19 protein-coding genes are annotated in these 19,513 nt (G+C 64.6%); 4 read left to right on the forward strand and 15 right to left on the reverse strand.

Annotated elements, in window-relative coordinates; all coding sequences use genetic code 11:
• Window positions 1-19 precede the first annotated feature (19 nt).
• The 14 genes from AXZ77_RS09965 to pyrH form a co-directional block, all read right to left on the reverse strand.
• Complete coding sequence (locus AXZ77_RS09965; RefSeq protein WP_098411028.1) at window positions 20-283, reverse strand: hypothetical protein; 264 nt, start codon at window positions 281-283, stop codon at window positions 20-22.
• Window positions 283-1,434, reverse strand: coding sequence for a lipid-A-disaccharide synthase (gene lpxB / locus AXZ77_RS09970; RefSeq protein ID WP_098411029.1), 1,152 nt, complete (start codon window positions 1,432-1,434; stop codon window positions 283-285). Before lpxB ends, AXZ77_RS09965 begins: the two co-directional genes overlap by 1 nt.
• Entirely contained in the window at window positions 1,431-2,246 is an 816-nt protein-coding gene (locus AXZ77_RS09975) for an LpxI family protein (RefSeq protein WP_098411030.1), read from the reverse strand. The genes lpxB and AXZ77_RS09975 overlap by 4 nt, the downstream gene beginning before the upstream one ends.
• Complete coding sequence (gene lpxA, locus AXZ77_RS09980) at window positions 2,243-3,040, reverse strand: acyl-ACP--UDP-N-acetylglucosamine O-acyltransferase (RefSeq protein ID WP_098411031.1); 798 nt, start codon at window positions 3,038-3,040, stop codon at window positions 2,243-2,245. The genes AXZ77_RS09975 and lpxA overlap by 4 nt, the downstream gene beginning before the upstream one ends.
• A gap of 4 nt (window positions 3,041-3,044) precedes the next feature.
• Window positions 3,045-3,506, reverse strand: coding sequence for a 3-hydroxyacyl-ACP dehydratase FabZ (gene fabZ / locus AXZ77_RS09985; RefSeq protein WP_078520753.1), 462 nt, complete (start codon window positions 3,504-3,506; stop codon window positions 3,045-3,047).
• A 122-nt stretch (window positions 3,507-3,628) separates the two neighbouring features.
• On the reverse strand, window positions 3,629-4,534 hold the full coding sequence (locus AXZ77_RS09990; protein ID WP_098411032.1) for an OmpH family outer membrane protein: 906 nt from the start codon (window positions 4,532-4,534) through the stop codon (window positions 3,629-3,631).
• Between the two features lie 9 nt (window positions 4,535-4,543).
• Complete coding sequence (gene bamA / locus AXZ77_RS09995; RefSeq protein ID WP_098411033.1) at window positions 4,544-6,796, reverse strand: outer membrane protein assembly factor BamA; 2,253 nt, start codon at window positions 6,794-6,796, stop codon at window positions 4,544-4,546.
• Between the two features lie 289 nt (window positions 6,797-7,085).
• Window positions 7,086-7,259 carry a hypothetical protein gene (locus tag AXZ77_RS19570; RefSeq protein WP_166741394.1) on the reverse strand — a complete coding sequence of 58 codons (174 nt, stop codon included), beginning with the start codon at window positions 7,257-7,259 and terminating at the stop codon, window positions 7,086-7,088.
• 111 nt (window positions 7,260-7,370) lie between these two features.
• Window positions 7,371-8,711, reverse strand: a complete 1,341-nt coding sequence (gene rseP / locus AXZ77_RS10000; protein ID WP_255266460.1) for an RIP metalloprotease RseP — start codon at window positions 8,709-8,711, stop codon at window positions 7,371-7,373.
• 3 nt (window positions 8,712-8,714) lie between these two features.
• On the reverse strand, window positions 8,715-9,893 hold the full coding sequence (gene dxr, locus AXZ77_RS10005; protein ID WP_255266461.1) for a 1-deoxy-D-xylulose-5-phosphate reductoisomerase: 1,179 nt from the start codon (window positions 9,891-9,893) through the stop codon (window positions 8,715-8,717).
• Window positions 9,894-9,896: 3 nt separating this feature from the next.
• Entirely contained in the window at window positions 9,897-10,694 is a 798-nt protein-coding gene (locus tag AXZ77_RS10010; RefSeq protein ID WP_255266462.1) for a phosphatidate cytidylyltransferase, read from the reverse strand.
• A complete protein-coding gene (uppS, locus tag AXZ77_RS10015) occupies window positions 10,691-11,449 on the reverse strand; it encodes a polyprenyl diphosphate synthase (RefSeq protein WP_098411034.1) in 759 nt (252 codons plus the stop codon). Before uppS ends, AXZ77_RS10010 begins: the two co-directional genes overlap by 4 nt.
• 51 nt (window positions 11,450-11,500) lie before the next feature.
• On the reverse strand, window positions 11,501-12,064 hold the full coding sequence (frr, locus tag AXZ77_RS10020) for a ribosome recycling factor (RefSeq protein ID WP_098411035.1): 564 nt from the start codon (window positions 12,062-12,064) through the stop codon (window positions 11,501-11,503).
• Window positions 12,065-12,153: 89 nt separating this feature from the next.
• Entirely contained in the window at window positions 12,154-12,885 is a 732-nt protein-coding gene (gene pyrH, locus AXZ77_RS10025; RefSeq protein WP_098411036.1) for a UMP kinase, read from the reverse strand.
• A gap of 118 nt (window positions 12,886-13,003) precedes the next feature.
• On the opposite strand from pyrH, the gene miaA reads away from it, so the two are divergent.
• The gene (gene miaA / locus AXZ77_RS10030) at window positions 13,004-13,888 is read left to right on the forward strand and encodes a tRNA (adenosine(37)-N6)-dimethylallyltransferase MiaA (protein WP_255266463.1); all 885 of its coding nucleotides are present in this window, start codon (window positions 13,004-13,006) and stop codon (window positions 13,886-13,888) included.
• Window positions 13,889-13,996: 108 nt separating this feature from the next.
• The gene (locus tag AXZ77_RS10035; protein WP_255266464.1) at window positions 13,997-14,890 is read left to right on the forward strand and encodes a helix-turn-helix domain-containing protein; all 894 of its coding nucleotides are present in this window, start codon (window positions 13,997-13,999) and stop codon (window positions 14,888-14,890) included.
• 104 nt (window positions 14,891-14,994) lie between these two features.
• Here AXZ77_RS10035 and adh read toward each other — a convergent pair whose 3' ends face one another.
• Entirely contained in the window at window positions 14,995-16,521 is a 1,527-nt protein-coding gene (gene adh, locus AXZ77_RS10040) for an aldehyde dehydrogenase (protein ID WP_098411039.1), read from the reverse strand.
• A gap of 476 nt (window positions 16,522-16,997) precedes the next feature.
• On the opposite strand from adh, the gene dctP reads away from it, so the two are divergent.
• Together dctP and AXZ77_RS10050 are read left to right on the forward strand one after the other, a co-directional pair.
• Window positions 16,998-18,095, forward strand: a complete 1,098-nt coding sequence (gene dctP, locus AXZ77_RS10045; protein ID WP_098411040.1) for a TRAP transporter substrate-binding protein DctP — start codon at window positions 16,998-17,000, stop codon at window positions 18,093-18,095.
• A gap of 92 nt (window positions 18,096-18,187) precedes the next feature.
• A complete protein-coding gene (locus AXZ77_RS10050) occupies window positions 18,188-19,510 on the forward strand; it encodes a TRAP transporter small permease subunit (protein WP_098411041.1) in 1,323 nt (440 codons plus the stop codon).
• Window positions 19,511-19,513: the final 3 nt, after the last annotated feature.

The raw sequence follows: 19,513 nt of genomic DNA on the forward strand, positions 1-19,513 counted from the left end.
CCCCTCGGCAAGGGTCGTCTTACGAGGCGATCCCTGCCAGCCATTCGGCAATCGCCGCGCGGCTGTCTGGATCGGGCGAATGGTGCGTGGCGATGAAATCGTCGAACCAGTCGCGCCGCTCCTCTGGCGTCTTCGCTCCAAGCGCCCAGCCAAGCTGCGCCGTCAACCGCTCAGCGTCACGGTGACACCGCCCGCAGGATTGTTTGAAAAGCTGCTCCGGATCCGACTCGGCCGAGGCGCTGCCCGCCCAAAGCATCAAAGATATCACCAAAAAGACGCGCATCACGCCCTCCCGAGAAACTCCAGAACCGAACGCGCCGCGCGCAGGCCGGGCGGCTCGCCGCCCTCGCCCAACCGGCGCATCACCTCTTCCATCGCGGCCATCTGCTCGTCTCGGGCCGCGTCTTCTTCCAGCAATTCCAGCATCTTCGCCGAAATGTCACGCGGCTTGCACTCGGGGCCGAGGAATTCCGGGATCACCCGCGTCTCCGAGACCAGATTGACCAGCGTCACCGTGTCGATCTTGAGCATCCGCGAGATCACGTGCCAGGTCAGGAAATTCGCGTCATAGGCGATCACCATCGGCACCCGGTTCGCGGCCAGCTCCAGACTGACCGTGCCCGAGGCCGCCAGCGCGATATCGGCGGCGGCGAAGGCCGCGCGCTTGTCGTCGGCATTCTCGACCACGATCGGCGCGACCGGCCAGCGCGCCGTCATCTCGCGCACCATCGGCGCCACGCCCCGCACGGTCGGCAGCACGACCCGCAGCCCCGGCTCGCGGTCGCGCAGCTGCATCAGCGCCTCGTCGAACCGCGCCCCGAGCCGCTTGACCTCGCCGCGCCGCGAGCCCGGCAGACACAGCGCCAGCGGTTGATCTTCGCCGATCATATGGGTCTCGCGGAAGGCCGCCGCGTCGGCCCCCGTCGCGCGCGGCTCGGCCACGACAGGATGGCCCACGAAATCGCAGCTCATTCCGGCGGCTTCCATATAGAGCGGCTCGAAAGGCAGCAGCGCCAGCACATGATCGACCACCTGCGCCATCTTCGCCGCGCGGCCCGGACGCCACGCCCAGACCGAGGGCGCGACATAGTGGATCACCTTGAGATCAGGGTGCTTTTCCTTCACCAGCCGCGCCACGCGCAGGCAGAAATCGGGGCTGTCGATGGTGATCAGCGCCTCGGCGCCGCTTTCGATCACGTGATCCGCGGTCTCGGCGATGCGGCGTTTGAGATGGCGGTATTTCGGCAGCACCTCCATCAGCCCCATGACCGAAAGCTCTTCCATCGGGAACAGGCTGGTGAGCCCCTGCGCGCCCATCTCCTCGCCGCCGATGCCGGACCAGTCCACGCCCGGCGCAAGCCCGTTGATCCCCGCCATCAGGGCGCCGCCGAGCTTGTCGCCCGATGCCTCGCCCGCGATGACGTAGAGCCTCATGGCTCCCGCGCCCAGAGAAAGAGGCCCGCGGCCTCGGCGGCCTCGATGACCGCGTCGCGATCGAGAAGCATCACGCCGCCCGCCTCTAAGGCGATGCCGGACAGGCCAGCGGCGGCGGCGTTCTTGACCGTATCGACACCGATCGCAGGCAGATCGGCACGACGGTCCTGATCGGGTTTCGGCGCCTTGTAGAAGACCCCTTTCACCGCTTTAAGATCGCCGCGCAAACCTTTGTGGTAACGCACGAAATCCAGCATCGCATCGGTGCCCGGCAAGGTCTCGACCGCGAGGCAAAGCCCGCGTCCGACGACCGCGCCCTGACCGATATCCGACGCCCCGAGCGCAGCCACAATCTCGGCTCCGCGTTCGGCATCTTCCTCGTCCACGACAGTCGGTTTTCCGCACAGCACGCCCGCCTCGGGCAGCAGCGCGGGGGCGATCTCATGCGCACCCACGACCTCCAGATCGAATTCCTCGAAGACCTCGATCACCGCGCGCAGCGTCGCATCGTCGCCCGCCTGCATCGCCATCGCGAGCCGCGGCACCAGCTGCGCCGAACGGGGATCGAACTGCTCGGGATCGATCGCCGGACGCTGCATCGCGCCCGCGAACACCACCCGCTCGATCCCGCGATCGGCCAGTTCGTCGAGAAACGGCACCAGCCGCTCGATCCGGAAGCGCAGATGCTCGCCGTCCAGATCGCAAGGCGCGCCGATCATTTCGCAGACCAGAATATCCGGCGCAGCCTCGGTCAGGATCGCGGGCAGACGGCCCGCCCCGGCGATCAGCGCGGTATGCGTGCCCCCGCTCATTTGCCGGGCGTCAGGAAGCTGCGGTCGGACGGGCCGAGGATGAAGTCGAGCACTTCGCGCGCCAATTCGCCTTCGACGCCCTCTTCCGAGAGGGTTCGCGCGCTTTCGCGGAAGCTGCCTTGTCCAAGCGCCTCGACGGTCTTGCGCAGCGCGGAGATTTCCTCGCGCGACGTCCCGCGACGCTTCAGCCCCACGAGGTTGAGCCCTTCGAGCCCCGCGCGCGGTCCCGCGACCAGCGCATGCGGGATCACATCCGCTGTCACCATCGACAGCGCGCCGATGATCGCGCCGCGCCCGATCCGGACGAATTGGTGCACGCCGGACAGGCCGCCGACGATGACGTCATCGCCCAGCACGCAATGCCCCGCGACCGCGACCGAATTCACCAGAATGACCCGGTCGCCCAGCTTGCAGTCATGCGCGACGTGGCAGGACGACATGAACAGGCCGTCATCGCCGATCTCGGTCAGCCCGCCGCCGCCTTCGGTGCCGGTATTCATCGTCACATATTCGCGGATGCGGTTGCGCTTGCCGATCTTCAGCCGCGTCTTCTCGCCGTTGAATTTCAGGTCCTGCGGAATCTGGCCGAGCGAGGCGAAAGGATAGACCTCCGTCTCGTCGCCGATCTCGGTCGCGCCCTGCAGCACGACATGGCTTTGCAGGCTGACGCCCCGGCCCAGCACGACCTCGGGGCCGACCACGCAGAACGGGCCGATCCGGCAGTCCGGACCGATCACCGCGCCGGCTTCGATCACCGAGGACGCGTGAATCTGCGCACTTGGGTCAATGCTCATGCATTCAGCCCTGAAGGTCCATCATGGCGGTGAACTCGGCCTCTGCGGCCAATTCACCATTCACCGTACCACGGCCTTCAAATTTCCAGATCTTGCCGCCGCCGCGCTTCACGGTGACATGCAGTTCGAGCACGTCGCCCGGCACCACCTTGCGGCGGAACTTGCACTTGTCGATGCCCATGAAATAGGTCAGCAGCGGCTTGTCGATCACGTCGAGCGAGATGCCCACCACCACGGCAGAGGTCTGCGCCATCGCCTCGACGATGGTGACGCCGGGCATGATCGGCTCTTCCGGGAAATGGCCCTGGAAATGCGGCTCGTTCGCGGTGACGTTCTTGATGCCGACTGCCCCTTTGTTCGGGACGATGTCACGCACCTTGTCGATCAGCAGGAACGGATAGCGATGCGGAATGATGCGCTTGATGAGCGACAGATCGGCTTCGGTATAGGGGGCGGGTTCGGTCATGAGCTGTCCTCGTTCTTGGGCGCAATGCGCCTGCGGCGGTATCAGTTTGCCGCATCACGCGATCGTCGCTTTTGGATTGTTGCTAGCAATCGCGGCCCCGCTTGGCAAGCAGCGCGCGCCTGCTATTGCGCCGTCGTGGCGTCGCTTTGCGTGCCCTGAGTGCCATTCACGACCGGTAGGCCAAGCGGCAGACCGGGCGCGTCGCGGGTCGCCCCGTCGAGCGTCGAATTACCGTCGCCCTTGGGCGCGGTATTCGGGGTCGTATCCACGAAAACGCCTGCTTCGCCGCTTTGATCCGTCGTCGCATCATTTCCAGCCTGATCTGGAGCGGGTTGCGCCGGCGTCGTTTGCGCTGGCGGCGCAGGTGCGTCCGGTGCAGCGCCCGCCCCCGTCGACGCGTTGCCAGAGCCATCGTTCGACGTCGGCGGAACCAAAGGCGTCACCCGCCCGGCCCCGTCGCCGATTTCCTTGTCGACCCGCGCGCCCAGTTCCTGCGTCACATCGGCCTGCGCGAGCCCGCGGATGATCGCGCGGGAATCGAGCACAACGACCGCACCGCGCGCCTTCAGCACCTCGTCGAGCAGCGGCACCACCGTCTGCACGAAGGTCTGATGTTCCTGATTCAACTGACTCTGGATCGCATCGGCCTTGGCCTTCTGGGCCTTGCGAATATCGGTCGCCCGCTTGTCGAAGGCATCGGCGGCTTGCTGGAACTCATCCGAGGGCATCGTCAGCCGCTCCTCGGTGAGCTTGCGCTCCTCCGCCTCGAGCTGGCTCGCGATCCGGTCGTTTTCCTTGCGCAGCGCGCTCGACGCGGCCTGAATCTCGGATTGCACCCGCTTGCCCCAGAGAGAATTGTCGTAAAGCTTCTCCCAATCGAGGGTCAGAACCGCACTCGATTGCACGCGCGGCCCGGGCGCAGGCACTTGCGCATCCCCGGCCTGGCCCGCCGATTGCGCGACAGCCGCGCCGGGCCCGAAGGCCAGCGCGGCTGCGATAAAGGATACCGTGAAGCGGCTCAGACGCATCGCGCGCCCTTAGAACTGCGTGGAAAGCGACAGATCGAAGTTCTGGGTCTTGTCGTAGCTTTCTTTCTTGATCGCGCGCGAGAAGTTCAGACGCAGCGGACCGATCGCGGATTTCCAGAAGATCGAGACGCCGACCGCCGAGCGGATATGCATCGAGTCGTCGACCTCGTTGCCGCCGGTCCCGGTCGTGTCGTCCAGACCCCAGACCGAGCCCACATCCCAGAACACGCCGCCGGTGATGCCGTATTCCTCGGGCAGACCGATCGGGAATTCCGCTTCGACCTTGCCGACCCAGTAGTAGTTGCCGCCGAGCGCGTCGGTATTGCCCGCATTGAGGTCACGCGGACCGATGCCGTAGCTCTCGAAGCCGCGGATCTGGCTGCCCGAGAAGCGTTGCAGGATCGTCGAGCCACCCGTGGCATCGACCGCGCCGCCTTCGAGCGAGGCGCGCAGCGTGGCTTCCTCGTTGAAGATCTTGCGTTCCCCGACGATTTTCGCGGTGGTCTGGCCGCCTTTCACGTCGCCGCCGACGCCCCAGAACTGCTGATCGACGTTGAAACGCCAGGTGAAGCGCGGATCGATCTGCTCGCGCGACGTGTCGTAGGTATATCGGAGGCCCGGGCCGCTGTAGCGCTGCGTGCCCATGTCGGTCTCTTCACGCTGCAGGATCTCCGAGGAGTCGGTCGGCACGTTGTTCAGCGTGTCTTCGCCGATCTTGTAGCTCACCTCCAGCCGGCCCCGCTCGGAGACCGGGAATTCCAGCGCGGGTTCGATGCTGATGCGGCGCGTGTCGTAAGCGGTGTTCGAAGCCGAGCTCGACGTCGTGTAGGCCGCCGAGAACTTCAGCGCCACGTCGCGCCCGAGGAACGCGGGTTCGATGAACCGGAAGCTCGAGCTGTTATTGTCCTTGGTCGTGCCGAGCGACACGCCGAGATACTGCCCGCGGCCGAGGAAGTTCTTCTCTTCCAGCGAGGCGTTGAAGCCGATCCCGTCCGAATTCGAATAGGAGGCGCCGAAACCAAGCGAACCGGTGGGCTGCTCTTCGACGTTCACGTCGACGACGACCTGATCGGAGCTCGAGCCCGGCTTCGTGTTCACGTCGACCGACTTGAAGTAGCCGGTGCCGCGGATTCGGTCGGCGGCGTTCGAGATCTCACGCGGGTTGTAGGGGTCGCCTTCGACCGTCCGGAACTCGCGACGGACCACCCGGTCGAGCGTCGCGGTGTTGCCTTCGATGTCGATGCGCTGCACGAAGACGCGCGCGCCACGGACCAGCACGAAATCGACATTGACCGACTGGGTGCGCGGGTCTTGGGTGATACGCGGCTCGACGCGGGCGAATTGGATGCCCTTCTTGATCGCAAGCTGCTCCATCCGGGTCACGGCCAGCTCGATCGCCTTCGGCGAGAAGGTCTGGCCCTGGCGGATTCTGGTGAGCGGCGCGAACTCGTCAGGCGCGACCCCGTCGATCTCGGAATTCGTGCTGATCGAGTTGAAGTGGTATTTCTGCCCTTCGATGATGTTGAAGGTCATGAAGAACGCATCGCGCTGGCGCGACATCTGCGAGGACACGCCGGTGACCTGCACGTTCTTGTAGCCCCGCGCCTGATAGAAATCGATCAGCTTCTGACGGTCGACCGGGATACGGCCGGCGTTGAACGTATCGTTCTTCACGAAGGTGCGGAAAATCCCCGCCTGTTTCGTCTCGAGCACCTGACGCAGACGACGGTCCGAATAGGACCGGTTGCCGGTGAAGGTCACGCGTTCGATCGAGGTGACCTTGCCTTCCTTGATCTCGAAGGCGACGTCGACGCGGTTATTGTCGCGGCGGATGACCTTCGGCACGACGCGGGCGGCCATGCGGCCATCCTCGGAATAGGCGCGCGCCAGACGCTGGGCGTCGGCTTCGATCTGAGCGGGATTATAGACGCGGTTCGGCTTCGCCTGAATGATCGTGGCGAGCTGCTCGTCCTTGATGATCTTGTTGCCTTCGAAATTGATCACGCTGATCGTCGGGTATTCGGTCACGGCGATCTTGAGCGTGTTGCCCTGCGGCGTGATCGCAACCTTTTCGAACAGGCCGGAATTCGTCAGGCGCTGGTAAGCGGCGTTCAGATCGGCGTCGGTCACGGGCTGATTGCGCGCGATTCTGGCGAAGGACAGAATCGTGGCCGCGTCGACGCGCTCGTTGCCGGTGATCTGGACCTGCGAGAAACTGTATTGCTGCGCCTGAGCAATCACGGGAACCGCAAGGCAACTCATTGCAACTGCTGGAAATACTACGCTGGCCCGCAGTGCCTTTCGCGTTGCATGGAGTCTCAGCATAGTTTGCACGCTCATAGACATCGCCCTCTCCCGCCGGAAGTTCACTTTTTCCCTTTGATTAGGGTGGTAGCGAAGGGCGTACGCGATGTCAAAGCTGCGATGGCCGCTCAGACCCGAGATTTTGTGGAGCGCGATCATCTTGCCACGAAAGAAAGGGCCGCGAAGGCGGCCCCGGGATCGATGATGAACGGGTTTTTCGGGCGTTTCGGGCCCGTTTCGGTCCGGCTCAGATGCGCTGGAAGCTGGAAGCGTCGCCGCCGAGAATGTCGATCAATTGAATACCGATCAGCGCCGCGCCGAACAGCGCGACCAGAACCGCTGCGATGAACAGCAGCCGGTCCCCGACGATTTCCACCAACGGGCGAAGTTCGCGATAGTGATGCGCGATGATCTCGGACATGAGTGGCCTCCTTCGCGCGAGTTGCGCTGAAGCTGTCCTACCCTGTCTTCATGACCGCATTGCGAGGCAATTGTGGCGAAACCGCGGCAGCCACACCTGTCACGGCACCACTCAGCAGGTCAGATCGTTCCAGAGGCCGAAGACCATCAGCGTCAGCACCAGCGCCAGCCCGATCGACATGAAGACGTTCATCAGCTGATCGGAGGGCGGCTTGCCCGTGATCGCCTCGTAGAGGTGGAACATCAGATGCCCGCCATCGAGCACCGGGATCGGGAAGAGGTTCAAAAAGCCCACCGCCGTCGAGAGAACCGCGATGAACCAGATGAAATCGAGCACGCCCGATTTCGCCGCCGCCGCCGAGGTCTCGGCAATGCGCAGCGCGCCGGTCAGGTTACAGCTGGAGATCCGCTGCGCGATCATCGCCTGAATGCCCGAGACCGATTGCGTGATGATGCCCCAGGTCTGTCTTGCACCGCCCACCAGCGCATCGACCGGGCCGACCGATTGCGTCACCGGCTCGAACATGAACGAACCCGTGGCCCCGATCAGGAACCGCGTCTCGAACTGCCCGTCGCCCACCGGCAGATCGGTGCGGCGCGGCGCCAACGTCACGGAGAAGGTCTTGCCCGCATCGCCCTCGGGCCGCCAGATATCGAGCGAGACCGCCTTGCCCTCGCCCGCCTTCACCGCGTCCTGCAGATCGACGAAACGATAGACCGGTTTGCCGTCGATCGCGGTGATCACGTCGCCCGCGCGCAGCCCGGCATCATAGGCGGCAGAGCCCGGCTGAACGCCCGCAAACCGCGCCGGGAAAAGCTGCGGCCCCGTGGCGTCGATTTTGCTGCCGTCGCGGGTCACGGTGTAATCGAGCGTCGGCCCTGCGGGCAGTTGATCGACCACATCGGAGAGCGCCTGATAATCCGGCGTGGGCTTGCCCGCCACCGCATCGATCACATCGCCCTGCCGCAGTTCGCCCGACCCGCCGGGCAGCGCCACGACGGTCTGGATTGCGGGCGTCTCGGTGGCCTGCCCCGTCCAGAGGCTCAGCCCCGCGATCACGCAGATCGACAGGATGAAGTTGAAGACCGGTCCGGCTGCCACGGTCGCCGCGCGCGCCCAAAGCGGCGCGCCATGCATCGTGTGGCGGCGTTCCTCAGGCGTCAGATGGGCCATTTCCTCGGAATCGACCCCGGCCGAGGCCGCATTCGCATCGCCCAGAAACTTGACGTAGCCGCCAAGCGGCACAGCGGCGATCTGCCAGCGCGTGCCATGCTTGTCGACGCGGCTGATCAGCTTCGGCCCGAAGCCGAGCGAGAAGACCTCCGCCTTGATCCCGGAAATCCGCCCGATGATGTAATGGCCGTATTCATGCACCGCGACGATGATCGAGAGCGCGACGACGAAGGCCACAACGGTATAGAGCAGATTGCCGAATTGGGGCAGCAGGTCCAAAACTCAGATCCTTCCGTGTTCACAAATCGCCATCGCGCGCGCCCGCGCTTCGGCGTCGCAGCTCAGAACCATATCGAGGTCTTTTGCGGCGATTCCAAGACCCTGGTCCCGCGACATCTCGCCCAGAACCGTCTCGACCAGCGTGGCCATGTCGAGAAATCCGATCCGGCCCGCGATGAACAGATCGAGCGCGACTTCCTTGGCGGCGTTGAACACGGTGCCCGCGAGACCGCCCGTCTCCATCACCTCGCGCGCCAGCCGCAGCGCGGGGAACCGCTCCAGATCCGGGGTGCGGAAATCGAGCTGTCCGATCTTCGCCAGATCGAGCTTCTCCACCGGCAGAGGTTTGCGCGCGGGCCAGTTGAGCGCATAGCCGATCGCGTGGCGCATGTCGGGCACGCCCAGATGCGCCATCAGCCCGCCATCGTGGAACCCGACCAGCGAATGGACGATACTCTGCGGATGGACGAGGACTTCGATCTGCTCCGGCGCAAAGCCGAAGAACTCTTTTGCCTCAATGACTTCCAGGGCCTTGTTAAACATCGACGCGGAGTCGATCGTGATCCGCTGGCCCATGTCCCAGTTCGGATGTGCCGAGGCCTCGGCCACGGTGGCATGAGCGAGCTTCTCCATCGGCCAGTCACGAAACGCGCCGCCCGAGGCGGTGATGATCACCCGCTCGACCGCGGCGATGTCTTCGCCTACGAGCCCTTGGAAAATCGCCGAATGCTCGCTGTCGACCGGCAGGATCGTCGCCCCATGCGCGCGCGCCTCGGCCATCAAAAGCGGCCCGGCGGTCACCAGCGATTCCTTGTTGGCCAGCGCCAGCGTCGCGCCTTGCGAGAGAGCTGCAAAGCCGGGCGCGAGCCCCGCCGCGCCGACGATGCCCGACAGAACCCAATCGGCCGGACGGTAGGCCGCCTCGATCAGCGCCTGCGGCCCGGCAGCGACTTCGATCCCGGTCCCGGCCAGCGCATCGCGCAACGCAGGTAAACACTCGTCGAAGGCCGTCACGGCCAGATCGGCCTTCAGCGCCACGGCCTGCTCGGCCAGTCGCGCGACATTGCGGCCTGCGCTGAGCGCGACCACGTCGTAGGCCTCCGCCCCGCCCTGTGCCATCAGCAGATCAAAGCAGCTTTCGCCGATCGAGCCGGTCGCCCCGAAGACCGAAACCTTCCGCATCGTTCAGCCTTCCGTCAGCGGCAGGGTCATCACCTGCGAGATCAGCATCAGGAACACGACCGCGCCGGTCAGCGCGTCGAAGCGGTCCAGCACGCCGCCATGGCCCGGGATCAGCGAGGAGCTGTCCTTCACGCCGGTCGCGCGCTTGATCGCGCTTTCGGCGATGTCGCCCAGCTGGCCTGCGAAGGCCAGAAGCGGCGAAATCCAGATCATCGCGAGCCCGCCGCCCATCTGAGCGAAGAGAAAGCCAACGAGCGCCGCGCCGACCCAGCCGCCGACCGTGCCCGACCATGTCTTCTTCGGGCTGACCTTGGGCCAGAATTTCGGCCCGCCGACCGTGCGGCCGACGAAATATCCCATGATATCAGAGACAACGACCACCGCGACGATCCATGTGATCGCGCCAAGCCCTGCCCCTTCACGCAACGCGACAAGCCCATAGCCCGTCAGCATGATCGCCAGCGCATAGCCCGCGCCAAGCCAGCGCCGCCCGGTGCAGATCACCGCCGCCATGATCGGCACGATCAGCAGGTAGATCAGCCCGTAAGGCTCATGGATCGCCAAGACGAAAGTCAGCGCAGCCGCCGCCACCAGACCCAGACCGACCGCCTTGCCGGGGCGTTCGGGGCGCAGCATCGCGGTGAGTTCCCAGATCATCAGACCCGTCACGAGCACGGAGAGCGCCGCGAAGACCGGACCGCCCCACCAGATCGCAGCGAGGCCGATCGCGACCATTGCAAGCCCGGAGGCGAGCCGCGGGACGAGATCGCCCCATTTGCCGGACCGCGGCGTCTCCGTCACGAGGCAACCCCGCCGAAGCGCCGCTCGCGCCCGGCAAACCGATCGAGAATGTCGGACAGCTCGTCCGGCGTGAAATCGGGCCAGAGCGTCGGCGTGAATTCATATTCCGAATAGGCCGCCTGCCACGGCAGGAAATTCGAGGTCCGCGTCTCGCCCGAGCTGCGGATCACCAGATCGGGATCGGGCATGCCCGCGCTGTCGAGCCGCGACGAGATCATCGCCTCGTCGATATCCTCGGCCGCGAACTTGCCCGCGGCCACATCGCGCGCAACCGACTGGGCTGCGCGTTTCAACTCGTCGCGCCCGCCGTAATTGATCGCAACCGCCAGCGTCAGCTTGGAGTTGCCCTTGGTGCGTGTCTCGATCGCGTCCATCGTCTCGCGCAGAAGCGGGTCGAGCGGCGTGCGATCGCCGATGAAACGCAGCTCGACGCCCTGACGCGACAGCTCCGCCGCCTCGCGTTTGATCATCAGCCGGAACATCTTCATCAACCCGAGAACTTCCTGCGTCGAGCGCTTCCAGTTCTCGGTCGAGAAGGCGTAGATCGTCATGTAGCGGATGCCGAGATCGGGCGCGGCCTGCACGACCTTCTTGATTTGCTCCGCCCCCTTGCGGTGACCGGCCAGACGCGGCCAGCCCCGCTGGGTGGCCCACCGCCCGTTGCCATCCATGATGATCGCGACATGCAGCGGCGCGGGGGCGCCCCCGTCATGCCCCTGCGGGGTCTGGGCGATATCGGGAATGCTAGGGGCCATCGGCAATGTGATCCTTTTCGCTCAAGACGCAGGGGGGCTGAGGCGGATGCCTCAGACCTGCATGATCTCGGCTTGCTTGTCTTCGAGCGCCTTGTCGACCTTGGCGATATGCGCGTCGGTCATGTCCTGAACTTCGCTCTCCCAGATCTTCACGTCGTCTTCGGACATGCCGTCGGCCTTGGCCTTCTTGATCTGGTCCATGCCATCGCGGCGCACGTTGCGGATCGCGACGCGGGCGTGCTCGGCATATTGGGCGGCGACCTTGGTCAGCTCGCGGCGACGTTCTTCGTTGAGCTCAGGGATCGGCAGCATGATGATCGTGCCATTGGTCTGCGGGTTGATGCCCAGACCGGATTCGCGGATCGCTTTCTCGACCTTGCCGACCATCGACTTGTCCCAGACGTTGATCGTGACCATCCGCGGCTCGGGCACGTTCACGGTGCCGACCTGGTTGATCGGGGTCATCTGGCCATAGGCTTCGACCTGAACCGGCTCCACCATCGAGGCCGAGGCGCGGCCCGTGCGCAGCGACGCGAATTCATGCTTGAGCGAGCTCATTGCGCCATCCATGCGGCGTGCAAGGTCATCGGTGTCGATCTCGAAATCGTCGGACATTGGGTATTTCCCCGTTCTTGTTGAGCCTCGGGCCGAGCTTTAGCGCAGCTCGCAGGCGAAAACTAGCATTTGTGACCGTCGTGCGGCGCTCAGCCCTGCACTTTCGTGTAGGTGCCCTCGCCTGCCAGAATGCCGCGGAAGCCACCCGGCTCGTCAAGCGAGAAGACGATGATCGGCTTGTTGTTATCGCGTGCGAGCGCGATCGCCGAGGCATCCATCACGCCGAGGTTCTTTTGCAGAACTTCGTCGTAGCTGACGGTGTCGTAACGTTTGGCGTCGTCGAATTTCTTCGGGTCCTTGTCATAGACCCCGTCGACCTTGGTGCCCTTGAAGATCGCTTCGCAGGACATCTCGTTGGCGCGCAGCGTGGCGGCCGTGTCGGTCGTGAAATAGGGGTTGCCGGTGCCGGCGGCGAAAATGCAGACCCGCTTCTTCTCGAGGTGGCGCACCGCGCGGCGGCGGATATAGGGCTCGCAGACCTGATCCATCGGAATCGCCGAGATCACGCGGGTGAAGACGCCGAGGCCTTCCAGCGCGGATTGCATCGCCAGCGCGTTCATCACCGTCGCGAGCATCCCCATGTAGTCGGCCGTCGTGCGCTCCATCCCCTGAGCCGAGCCCGCAAGCCCACGGAAGATGTTGCCGCCGCCGATCACCATGCAGATCTCGACGCCCAGATCGCGCACCGATTTCACCTCATGCGCTATACGCGAGACGGTCGGCGGATGCAGGCCGTAGCCTTGGTCGCCCATCAACGCCTCGCCCGAGATCTTCAGTAGCACGCGATTGTATTTGGCCGCGGGATGCGTCTCGGTGCTCATCTGATCCTCCGATGGGCTGTTGTCATTGGCGCGCAAAATGATCCAAATAGAGCCGGGGTTCAACCTCTTGCGAAAGCGTAGAGCCCCGAGCCCGCCAGAAAGCCTGCAAGAGCCACCGATGCCGCCTGCCCTGCCCGAAATATCGCCGCGAACGCCCGTGCTGATCGCGGGGGCGACGGCGAGCGGGAAATCGGCGCTGGCGCTGTCGATCGCCGAGGCCGAGGGCGGCGTGGTGATCAATGCCGACGCGCTGCAGGTCTGGTCGTGCTGGCGGGTGCTGAGCGCGCGTCCCTCGCCCGAGGAAGAGGCCCGCGCACCGCATGCGCTCTACGGTCATCTCGATCCCGGCGCGGACTATTCCGTCGGCCACTGGCTGCGCGACGTCACCCCGTATCTGGAGGCGTTCCACGCAGGCGGGCCGCGCCCGATCATCGTGGGCGGCACCGGGCTCTATTTCACCGCCCTGACGCAAGGACTGGCGGAAATCCCTGAAACGCCACCGGAAATCCGCGCCGAGGCCGATCAGCGGCGGCTCTCCGAAGGTCATGCCGGGATGCTGGACGAGCTGGACGATGCGACCCGCGCGAAGATCGACGCGCAGAACCCGATGCGGGTGCAGCGCGCGTGGGAGGTGCTGCGCGCCACCGGCGAGGGGCTTGCCACGTGGCAGGCCCGCACCCCGCCACCGCTCCTGCCGCTCGACACCGTGGCGCCGCTTCACATCGATCCGGATCGCGACTGGCTGGCGGACCGCATCGACCGCCGCTTCGATCTGATGCTCGAACAGGGCGCGCTCGACGAGGTCCGCGCGGTGGAGCCGATCTGGGATCCGAACGCTCTCTGGGCGAAGGCGATCGGGGCGCCGGAACTGATCGCACATCTGCATGGCGAGCTCGATCTGAGCGAGGCGCGAGAGCGTGCACAGGCGGCAAGTCGCCAATATGCCAAGCGGCAACGCACTTGGTTTCGTGGCCGCATGAAGGCGTGGCACAAGATCGCGTAGACTGTGACCCTGCGGCAACTGCGCACCCGGACTTCTGTGGAAAACTCCTTGGTCCACGAGAGCGTTGCGGTCTATCCTCCCGCCGAAATCGCGTAGGATCAAAGCATCGTGAAGCTCTTCTCGACACCGCCCCTCTCCCAGATGTCGCAGGCCAAAACCGTGAAGCCCGGCGCAAGCGGCACGCCCGGCCCGGCGCAGACCGCGACCGACCTTCCCGCCCCCCCGAGTGAGCCGCGGCTGGTGCAGATCGCGCATCTGGCAAAGGGTGGGCGCTGGCGGGTGGAGGCGATGCGCGCCCATTCCGAGCCCTGCCTTTTGTGGTTCTCGCGCGGGCAAGGCCGGATCACGCTGGGCGGCGTGACCCGCGGCTACGGCCCCAATAACGCGATATTCATTCCGCCGGGCGTGATGCACGGTTTCGAGATTTCCAACCAGACCCACGGTCAGGCCCTGTTCTTCGGTCGCGACAGCGATATCGCCCTGCCGCCCGCCGCCCATCACCTGCGCATCCGCGAAGCGATCGCGCAGGGCGAGATCGGCTCGATCTTGGAGGCGATCCAGCGTGAGAGCGAAAGCACGCGCCCCGCCGCCGACCGTGCGCTGCGCAGCCATCTGGGCCTGCTGAGCGTCTGGCTCGAGCGACAGATCGCGAGCAATGCAAACGAGGCGATCCGCCCGAGCGCCGCGCGCCGGCTGGTCACGCGCTACGCCGTTCTGGTCGAGCGCGAGTATCGCGCGGGAACGCCGGTCGCGGACATCGCGCGCGAGTTGGGCGTGACGCCGACGCATCTGTCGCGCGCCTGCCGCGATGCCTGCGGGAAATCGGCGCTGGAACTGATGCAGGAGCGACGCCTTTACGAGGCGCGCCGCCTGCTGCGCGACACGCCCGTTCCGATCAAGGATATCGCGCAGCTTCTGGGCTATCGCAGCCCGGGCTATTTCTCCCGTGCCTTCCAGGCCGGAACCGGCAGCACGCCGAACGCCTTCCGCCGCGCGAGTTGACCCGCACCGCGACAGGCCGCCTGCCCGATCGTCCCCGACCGTTTAAAACGAAAAAGGGCCGCGCCTTTGCAGACGCGGCCCGGGGTTTGGGGAGGTAAACCCTATCAGAAGAACCCGAGCTTGTTCGGGTTGTAGCTGACCAGCATGTTCTTGGTCTGCTGGTAGTGATCGAGCATCATCTTGTGGGTCTCGCGCCCGATGCCCGATTGCTTATACCCGCCAAAGGCCGCATGGGCCGGATAGGCGTGGTAGTTGTTGACCCAGACGCGCCCGGCCTCGATGCCGCGCCCGAAGCGATAGGCACGCGAGCCGTCACGGGTCCAGACACCCGCGCCAAGGCCGTACATCGTGTCATTCGCGATCTCGAGCGCCTCGGCCTCGTCCTTGAAGGTCGTGACCGACACCACCGGCCCGAAGATTTCCTCCTGGAAGACCCGCATCTTGTTGTGGCCCTTAAGGATCGTCGGCTGGATGTAGAAGCCGTTCGCCAGATCGCCGTTGAAGCGCGCGGCATCACCGCCGGTCAGCACCTCGGCCCCTTCTTCGCGACCGATGCTCAGATAGGACATGATCTTGTCATGCTGCTCCTGGCTGGCCTGCGCGCCGACCATCGTCTCCATCGCGCGGGGATCGCCCTGCTTGATGGCTTCGACGCGAGCGATGCAGCGCTCCATGAACTTCTCGTAGATGTCTTCCTGAATGAGCGCGCGGCTCGGGCAGGTGCAGACCTCGCCCTGATTGAAGGCGAAGAGCACGAAGCCCTCGACCGCCTTGTCGAGGAAGGCGTCATCCTCGGCCATCACGTCCGAGAAGAAGATGTTGGGCGATTTGCCACCCAGTTCCAGCGTGACCGGGATCAGGTTCTCGGTCGCGGCCTGCATGATCTTGCGACCCGTCGCGGTGGAGCCGGTGAAGGCGATCTTGGCGATGCGCGAGGAGCTCGCAAGCGCCGCGCCGACTTCCGCGCCATAGCCGTTGACGATATTCAGCACGCCATCGGGCAGCAGGTCGGCGATGACTTCCATCACCACGAGGATCGCCGCCGGGGTCTGCTCGGCTGGCTTCAGCACGATGCAGTTGCCCGCCGCCAGCGCCGGCGCAAGTTTCCACGCCGCCATCAGCACCGAGAAGTTCCACGGGATGATCTGACCCACGACGCCCAGCGGCTCGTGGAAGTGATAGGCGACGGTGTCGGCGTCGATTTCCGACATCGTGCCTTCCTGGCTGCGCAGAACGCCCGCGAAATAGCGGAAATGGTCGACGGCGAGCGGAATGTCGGCCGCCGTGGTCTCGCGGATCGGCTTGCCGTTATCCCAGGTCTCGGCGGCGGCGATCAGGTCGAGATTTTCCTCGATCCGGTCGGCGATCTTGAGAAGCACGTTCGAGCGCTCGGCAGCCGATGTCTTGCCCCAGGCCTCTTTCGCGGCATGGGCAGCATCGAGCGCGGCTTCGATGTCCTCTGCGGAGGAATGCGCGACTTCACAGACCTTGCCGCCGGTGATCGGCGTGATGTTGTCGAAATACTTGCCGTTTTTCGGGGGCACGAATTTGCCGCCGATGAAGTTGTCGTAACGGTCGCGGAACGGCGACACCGAAACGCCTTTGAACTCGGGCGTCATGTCGTTGGCCATTGGTCTTCCTCCCAGATTTGAACGCAGCCGACAGGGCTGCGCGCCATGGAGATCAGACTGCCCAACCGCGCGCCCTGTGCATAGCCGGTCTGCGCTGGTGGAATGCATCATCTGTCTCGCGCCTGAGACAGGTGCAGCCGCAGCATTGAGAATTTGCAGGGGTGGCGCCACGCCCGCGGCGGTCATCCCGACGGGCAGACATGCCGACATCTGAAAAGGATCAAGCCCGACGCCGCACCGAAATCACGAACACACGCAATTTCGTGAATACTTGCGAAAAGACAAATCCCGTGCAAACCTCGCATGTACAGGGAGAGGAAAGAGAGTTTCCGCTTTTGAGGAGAAGCCGGAAGCTAGGCGATCACGCCGAATCACGGACCCGCGATGCATCTGGAGGAGAGCCATCGCGTGTTTTCGACCTCTCTCTCACTTCGGCCCCGCATCCGTCGGGGTCGCAAACAAAACGGGGAGGAACCATGAAAAATCTGACCACTCGCAGACACGCGTTACGTACGCTCGCAGCGGCGGGCGCTGCCAGCCTTGCCGCGCCGCATATCGCCTCGGCCCAAGCCAACGGCACGACCTGGAAGATCCAGACCTCGTGGCCGGGCGGCGTCGGCCTTCAGACCTTCAAGGACTGGTGCGCCACGATTCAGGAAAAGACCGGCGGCGAACTGGCCTTCCAGCCGTTCGGCGCGAATGACGTCGTGGGCGATTTCCAGCTTTACGACGCGGTGAAGAACGGCGTGCTCGACGCGGTCAACCCGTTCACCATCTACGTGCAGGGCATCATCCCGGCGGGGGTGTTCCTGACGTCCTATCCGCTCGGTCTGCGCAACCCGCATGAATTCGACGTGTTCTATTACGGCCTCGGCGGGCTGGAGATGGCGCGCGAGCTTTATGCGGCGCAGGGCATGTATTTCGTGGGCCCCGTTCATCACGGCCCGAACATCATCCACTCGAAAGTGCCGATCCGCTCGATCGACGACTTCCGTGGCCGCAAGATGCGCCTTCCGGGCGGCATGGTCGCCGATGTCTTCGGCGAGATCGGCGCGGAGACCACCGTGCTTCCGGGCTCGGAAATCTTCCCGGCGCTGGAGAAGGGCACGATCGACGTGGCCGACTATGTGGGCCCCGCGGTGAACTACGCGCTCGGCTTCAGCCAGGTGACCAGCTACATCTCGATGGGCCCGCCCGGCATGATGTCGCTCTACCAGCCGGTGGACATCATGGACATCACCGTCGGCATGGATGCGTGGAACAAGCTCAGCCCGCAGATGCAGCAATTCGTCGAGATGGAGACTCACGTCTATTCCGACATGCATCACGCGGCGATCCAGAAGGCCGACCAGGAGGCCTGGGCCAAGTTCGAGGCCGACGGCACCGAGGTCACGCGCCTCAGCCAGGACGATGTGGAGCTGATGACCGAAGTCGCCGTCCCGATCTGGTTCAAATACGCCAATCGCGACAAGGACAGCGCGCGGATCTTCAAGACCCAGCTCGATTACATGATGTCCGGCTCGCTGGGCTATGTGACGCCCGATCTGGTCGACGGTCTGGAACTGAAGCTCTGATTTGATCGCAAAGACAGTCTGACGGGCCCGCCCGCTGGCGCGGGCCCGGTTCAACTGATGGCCGGGCGTGTCCCGGCAACAGGGGGTGGGCAATGCCCAGTATCGACTTCACTCTACCGCATTGGGCCTATTGGGCGGGGCTGATCCTCTTCCCGATCATTGCGGCCACGCTGGCCAACCGGCCACGCAAGACGGAGCGGCGCTATTCGCTCTCCTTGGGCTATTTCATTCTCGTGACCGGGGGGATGCTGGGACTGCATCGCTTCTATGTGAAAAGCCTGCTGGGCTTTCTCTTCATCCCGGTCTTCATCGCCATTCTCTATGCGAATGCGCAAGGTCACGACGCGCGCGGCACGGTCTCGGACATGTCGAACGTCGTGCGCATGGCCGAGCGCTCGCTGGAGCGCGAACAAGAACGGGTCGACACGGCGCAGGCCGATCTGCCGAAGCTGCGCGAGGAACTCGCCGCCGCCGAAGAGGGCAGCTTCGCCGAGAAGCGCGCGCAGCGAAATGTCGATCGCGCGGAGAAGCGGATCACCGATGGCGAGGCCGTGATCGAACAGGCGCAGGCCGATCTCGTCGAGGCGCGCCCGAAGCGGGACGCGGCTGCCGCCGTCCTCGCGAAATGGCGCAGCATCTCGAAATATGCCTTCTGGGTGCTGCTCGCGGGGATCGTCATCGACGCGCTTCTGCTTCCGATGCTGGTGCGGCGGGCGAATGCCACGCTCCCCGAGCATGAGGAGGAAAGCGAGATCGAGCGGCGCCTCGAAGCGCTCGAAGACGAGGAGATGAAAGACGACTCCCGTCACGTCTCGCAAGGCTGGACGGGCTGGATCGACCGGCTCTCCCTCAAGGCGGGCGAGTTCGTCAGCTATTGGGCGATCATCGCGGTCTTCGTCTACTATTTCGAGGTCATCAGCCGCTACGTCTTCAACAGCCCGACCAACTGGGCGCATGAGGCGATGTATCTGATGTTCGGGATGCAATACCTGATCTCGGGCGCCTATGCGATGCTGACCGAAAGCCATGTGCGCGTCGACATCTTCTACGCGCCGCTGTCGAAACCGCGCAAAGCGTGGGTCGATCTGCTGACCTCGGTCTTCTTCTTCATCTTCGCGGGCACATTGCTGGTGACGTCGTGGATTTTCGCGATGGACGCGATCGCCGTGCCCACGGGCAACGGGCTCATCTCGCAATGGGCGCGGGGCGAAATTCCGACCGGCGAGATGCTGGCGAACTGGAACTTCGCACAGTGGACCGATGCGAATGTCCGCTGGGGCGAGATCAGCTTCAACGAATGGGAGGTGCCTCTGTGGCCGATGAAATGGGTCATGGTGATCGGCGCTCTGCTGCTTGTTTTGCAGGGCATTTCGAAATTCGCACAAGATCTGCGGATCGTAATGGGCAGGGGCTGATAG

The organism is Thioclava sp. ES.031 (genome assembly GCF_002563775.1).
Taxonomy (GTDB): domain Bacteria; phylum Pseudomonadota; class Alphaproteobacteria; order Rhodobacterales; family Rhodobacteraceae; genus Thioclava.

Bases quoted from the DNA above. Each gene is read 5' to 3' on its own strand.
- AXZ77_RS09965 (WP_098411028.1), bottom strand. From the start codon at position 283: ATGCGCGTCTTTTTGGTGATATCTTTGATGCTTTGGGCGGGCAGCGCC.
- lpxB (WP_098411029.1), bottom strand. From the start codon at position 1,434: ATGAGGCTCTACGTCATCGCGGGCGAGGCATCGGGCGACAAGCTCGGC.
- AXZ77_RS09975 (WP_098411030.1), bottom strand. From the start codon at position 2,246: ATGAGCGGGGGCACGCATACCGCGCTGATCGCCGGGGCGGGCCGTCTG.
- lpxA (WP_098411031.1), bottom strand. From the start codon at position 3,040: ATGAGCATTGACCCAAGTGCGCAGATTCACGCGTCCTCGGTGATCGAA.
- fabZ (WP_078520753.1), bottom strand. From the start codon at position 3,506: ATGACCGAACCCGCCCCCTATACCGAAGCCGATCTGTCGCTCATCAAG.
- AXZ77_RS09990 (WP_098411032.1), bottom strand. From the start codon at position 4,534: ATGCGTCTGAGCCGCTTCACGGTATCCTTTATCGCAGCCGCGCTGGCC.
- bamA (WP_098411033.1), bottom strand. From the start codon at position 6,796: ATGAGTTGCCTTGCGGTTCCCGTGATTGCTCAGGCGCAGCAATACAGT.
- AXZ77_RS19570 (WP_166741394.1), bottom strand. From the start codon at position 7,259: ATGTCCGAGATCATCGCGCATCACTATCGCGAACTTCGCCCGTTGGTG.
- dxr (WP_255266461.1), bottom strand. From the start codon at position 9,893: ATGCGGAAGGTTTCGGTCTTCGGGGCGACCGGCTCGATCGGCGAAAGC.
- uppS (WP_098411034.1), bottom strand. From the start codon at position 11,449: ATGGCCCCTAGCATTCCCGATATCGCCCAGACCCCGCAGGGGCATGAC.
- frr (WP_098411035.1), bottom strand. From the start codon at position 12,064: ATGTCCGACGATTTCGAGATCGACACCGATGACCTTGCACGCCGCATG.
- pyrH (WP_098411036.1), bottom strand. From the start codon at position 12,885: ATGAGCACCGAGACGCATCCCGCGGCCAAATACAATCGCGTGCTACTG.
- miaA (WP_255266463.1), top strand. From the start codon at position 13,004: ATGCCGCCTGCCCTGCCCGAAATATCGCCGCGAACGCCCGTGCTGATC.
- adh (WP_098411039.1), bottom strand. From the start codon at position 16,521: ATGGCCAACGACATGACGCCCGAGTTCAAAGGCGTTTCGGTGTCGCCG.
- dctP (WP_098411040.1), top strand. From the start codon at position 16,998: ATGAAAAATCTGACCACTCGCAGACACGCGTTACGTACGCTCGCAGCG.
- AXZ77_RS10050 (WP_098411041.1), top strand. From the start codon at position 18,188: ATGCCCAGTATCGACTTCACTCTACCGCATTGGGCCTATTGGGCGGGG.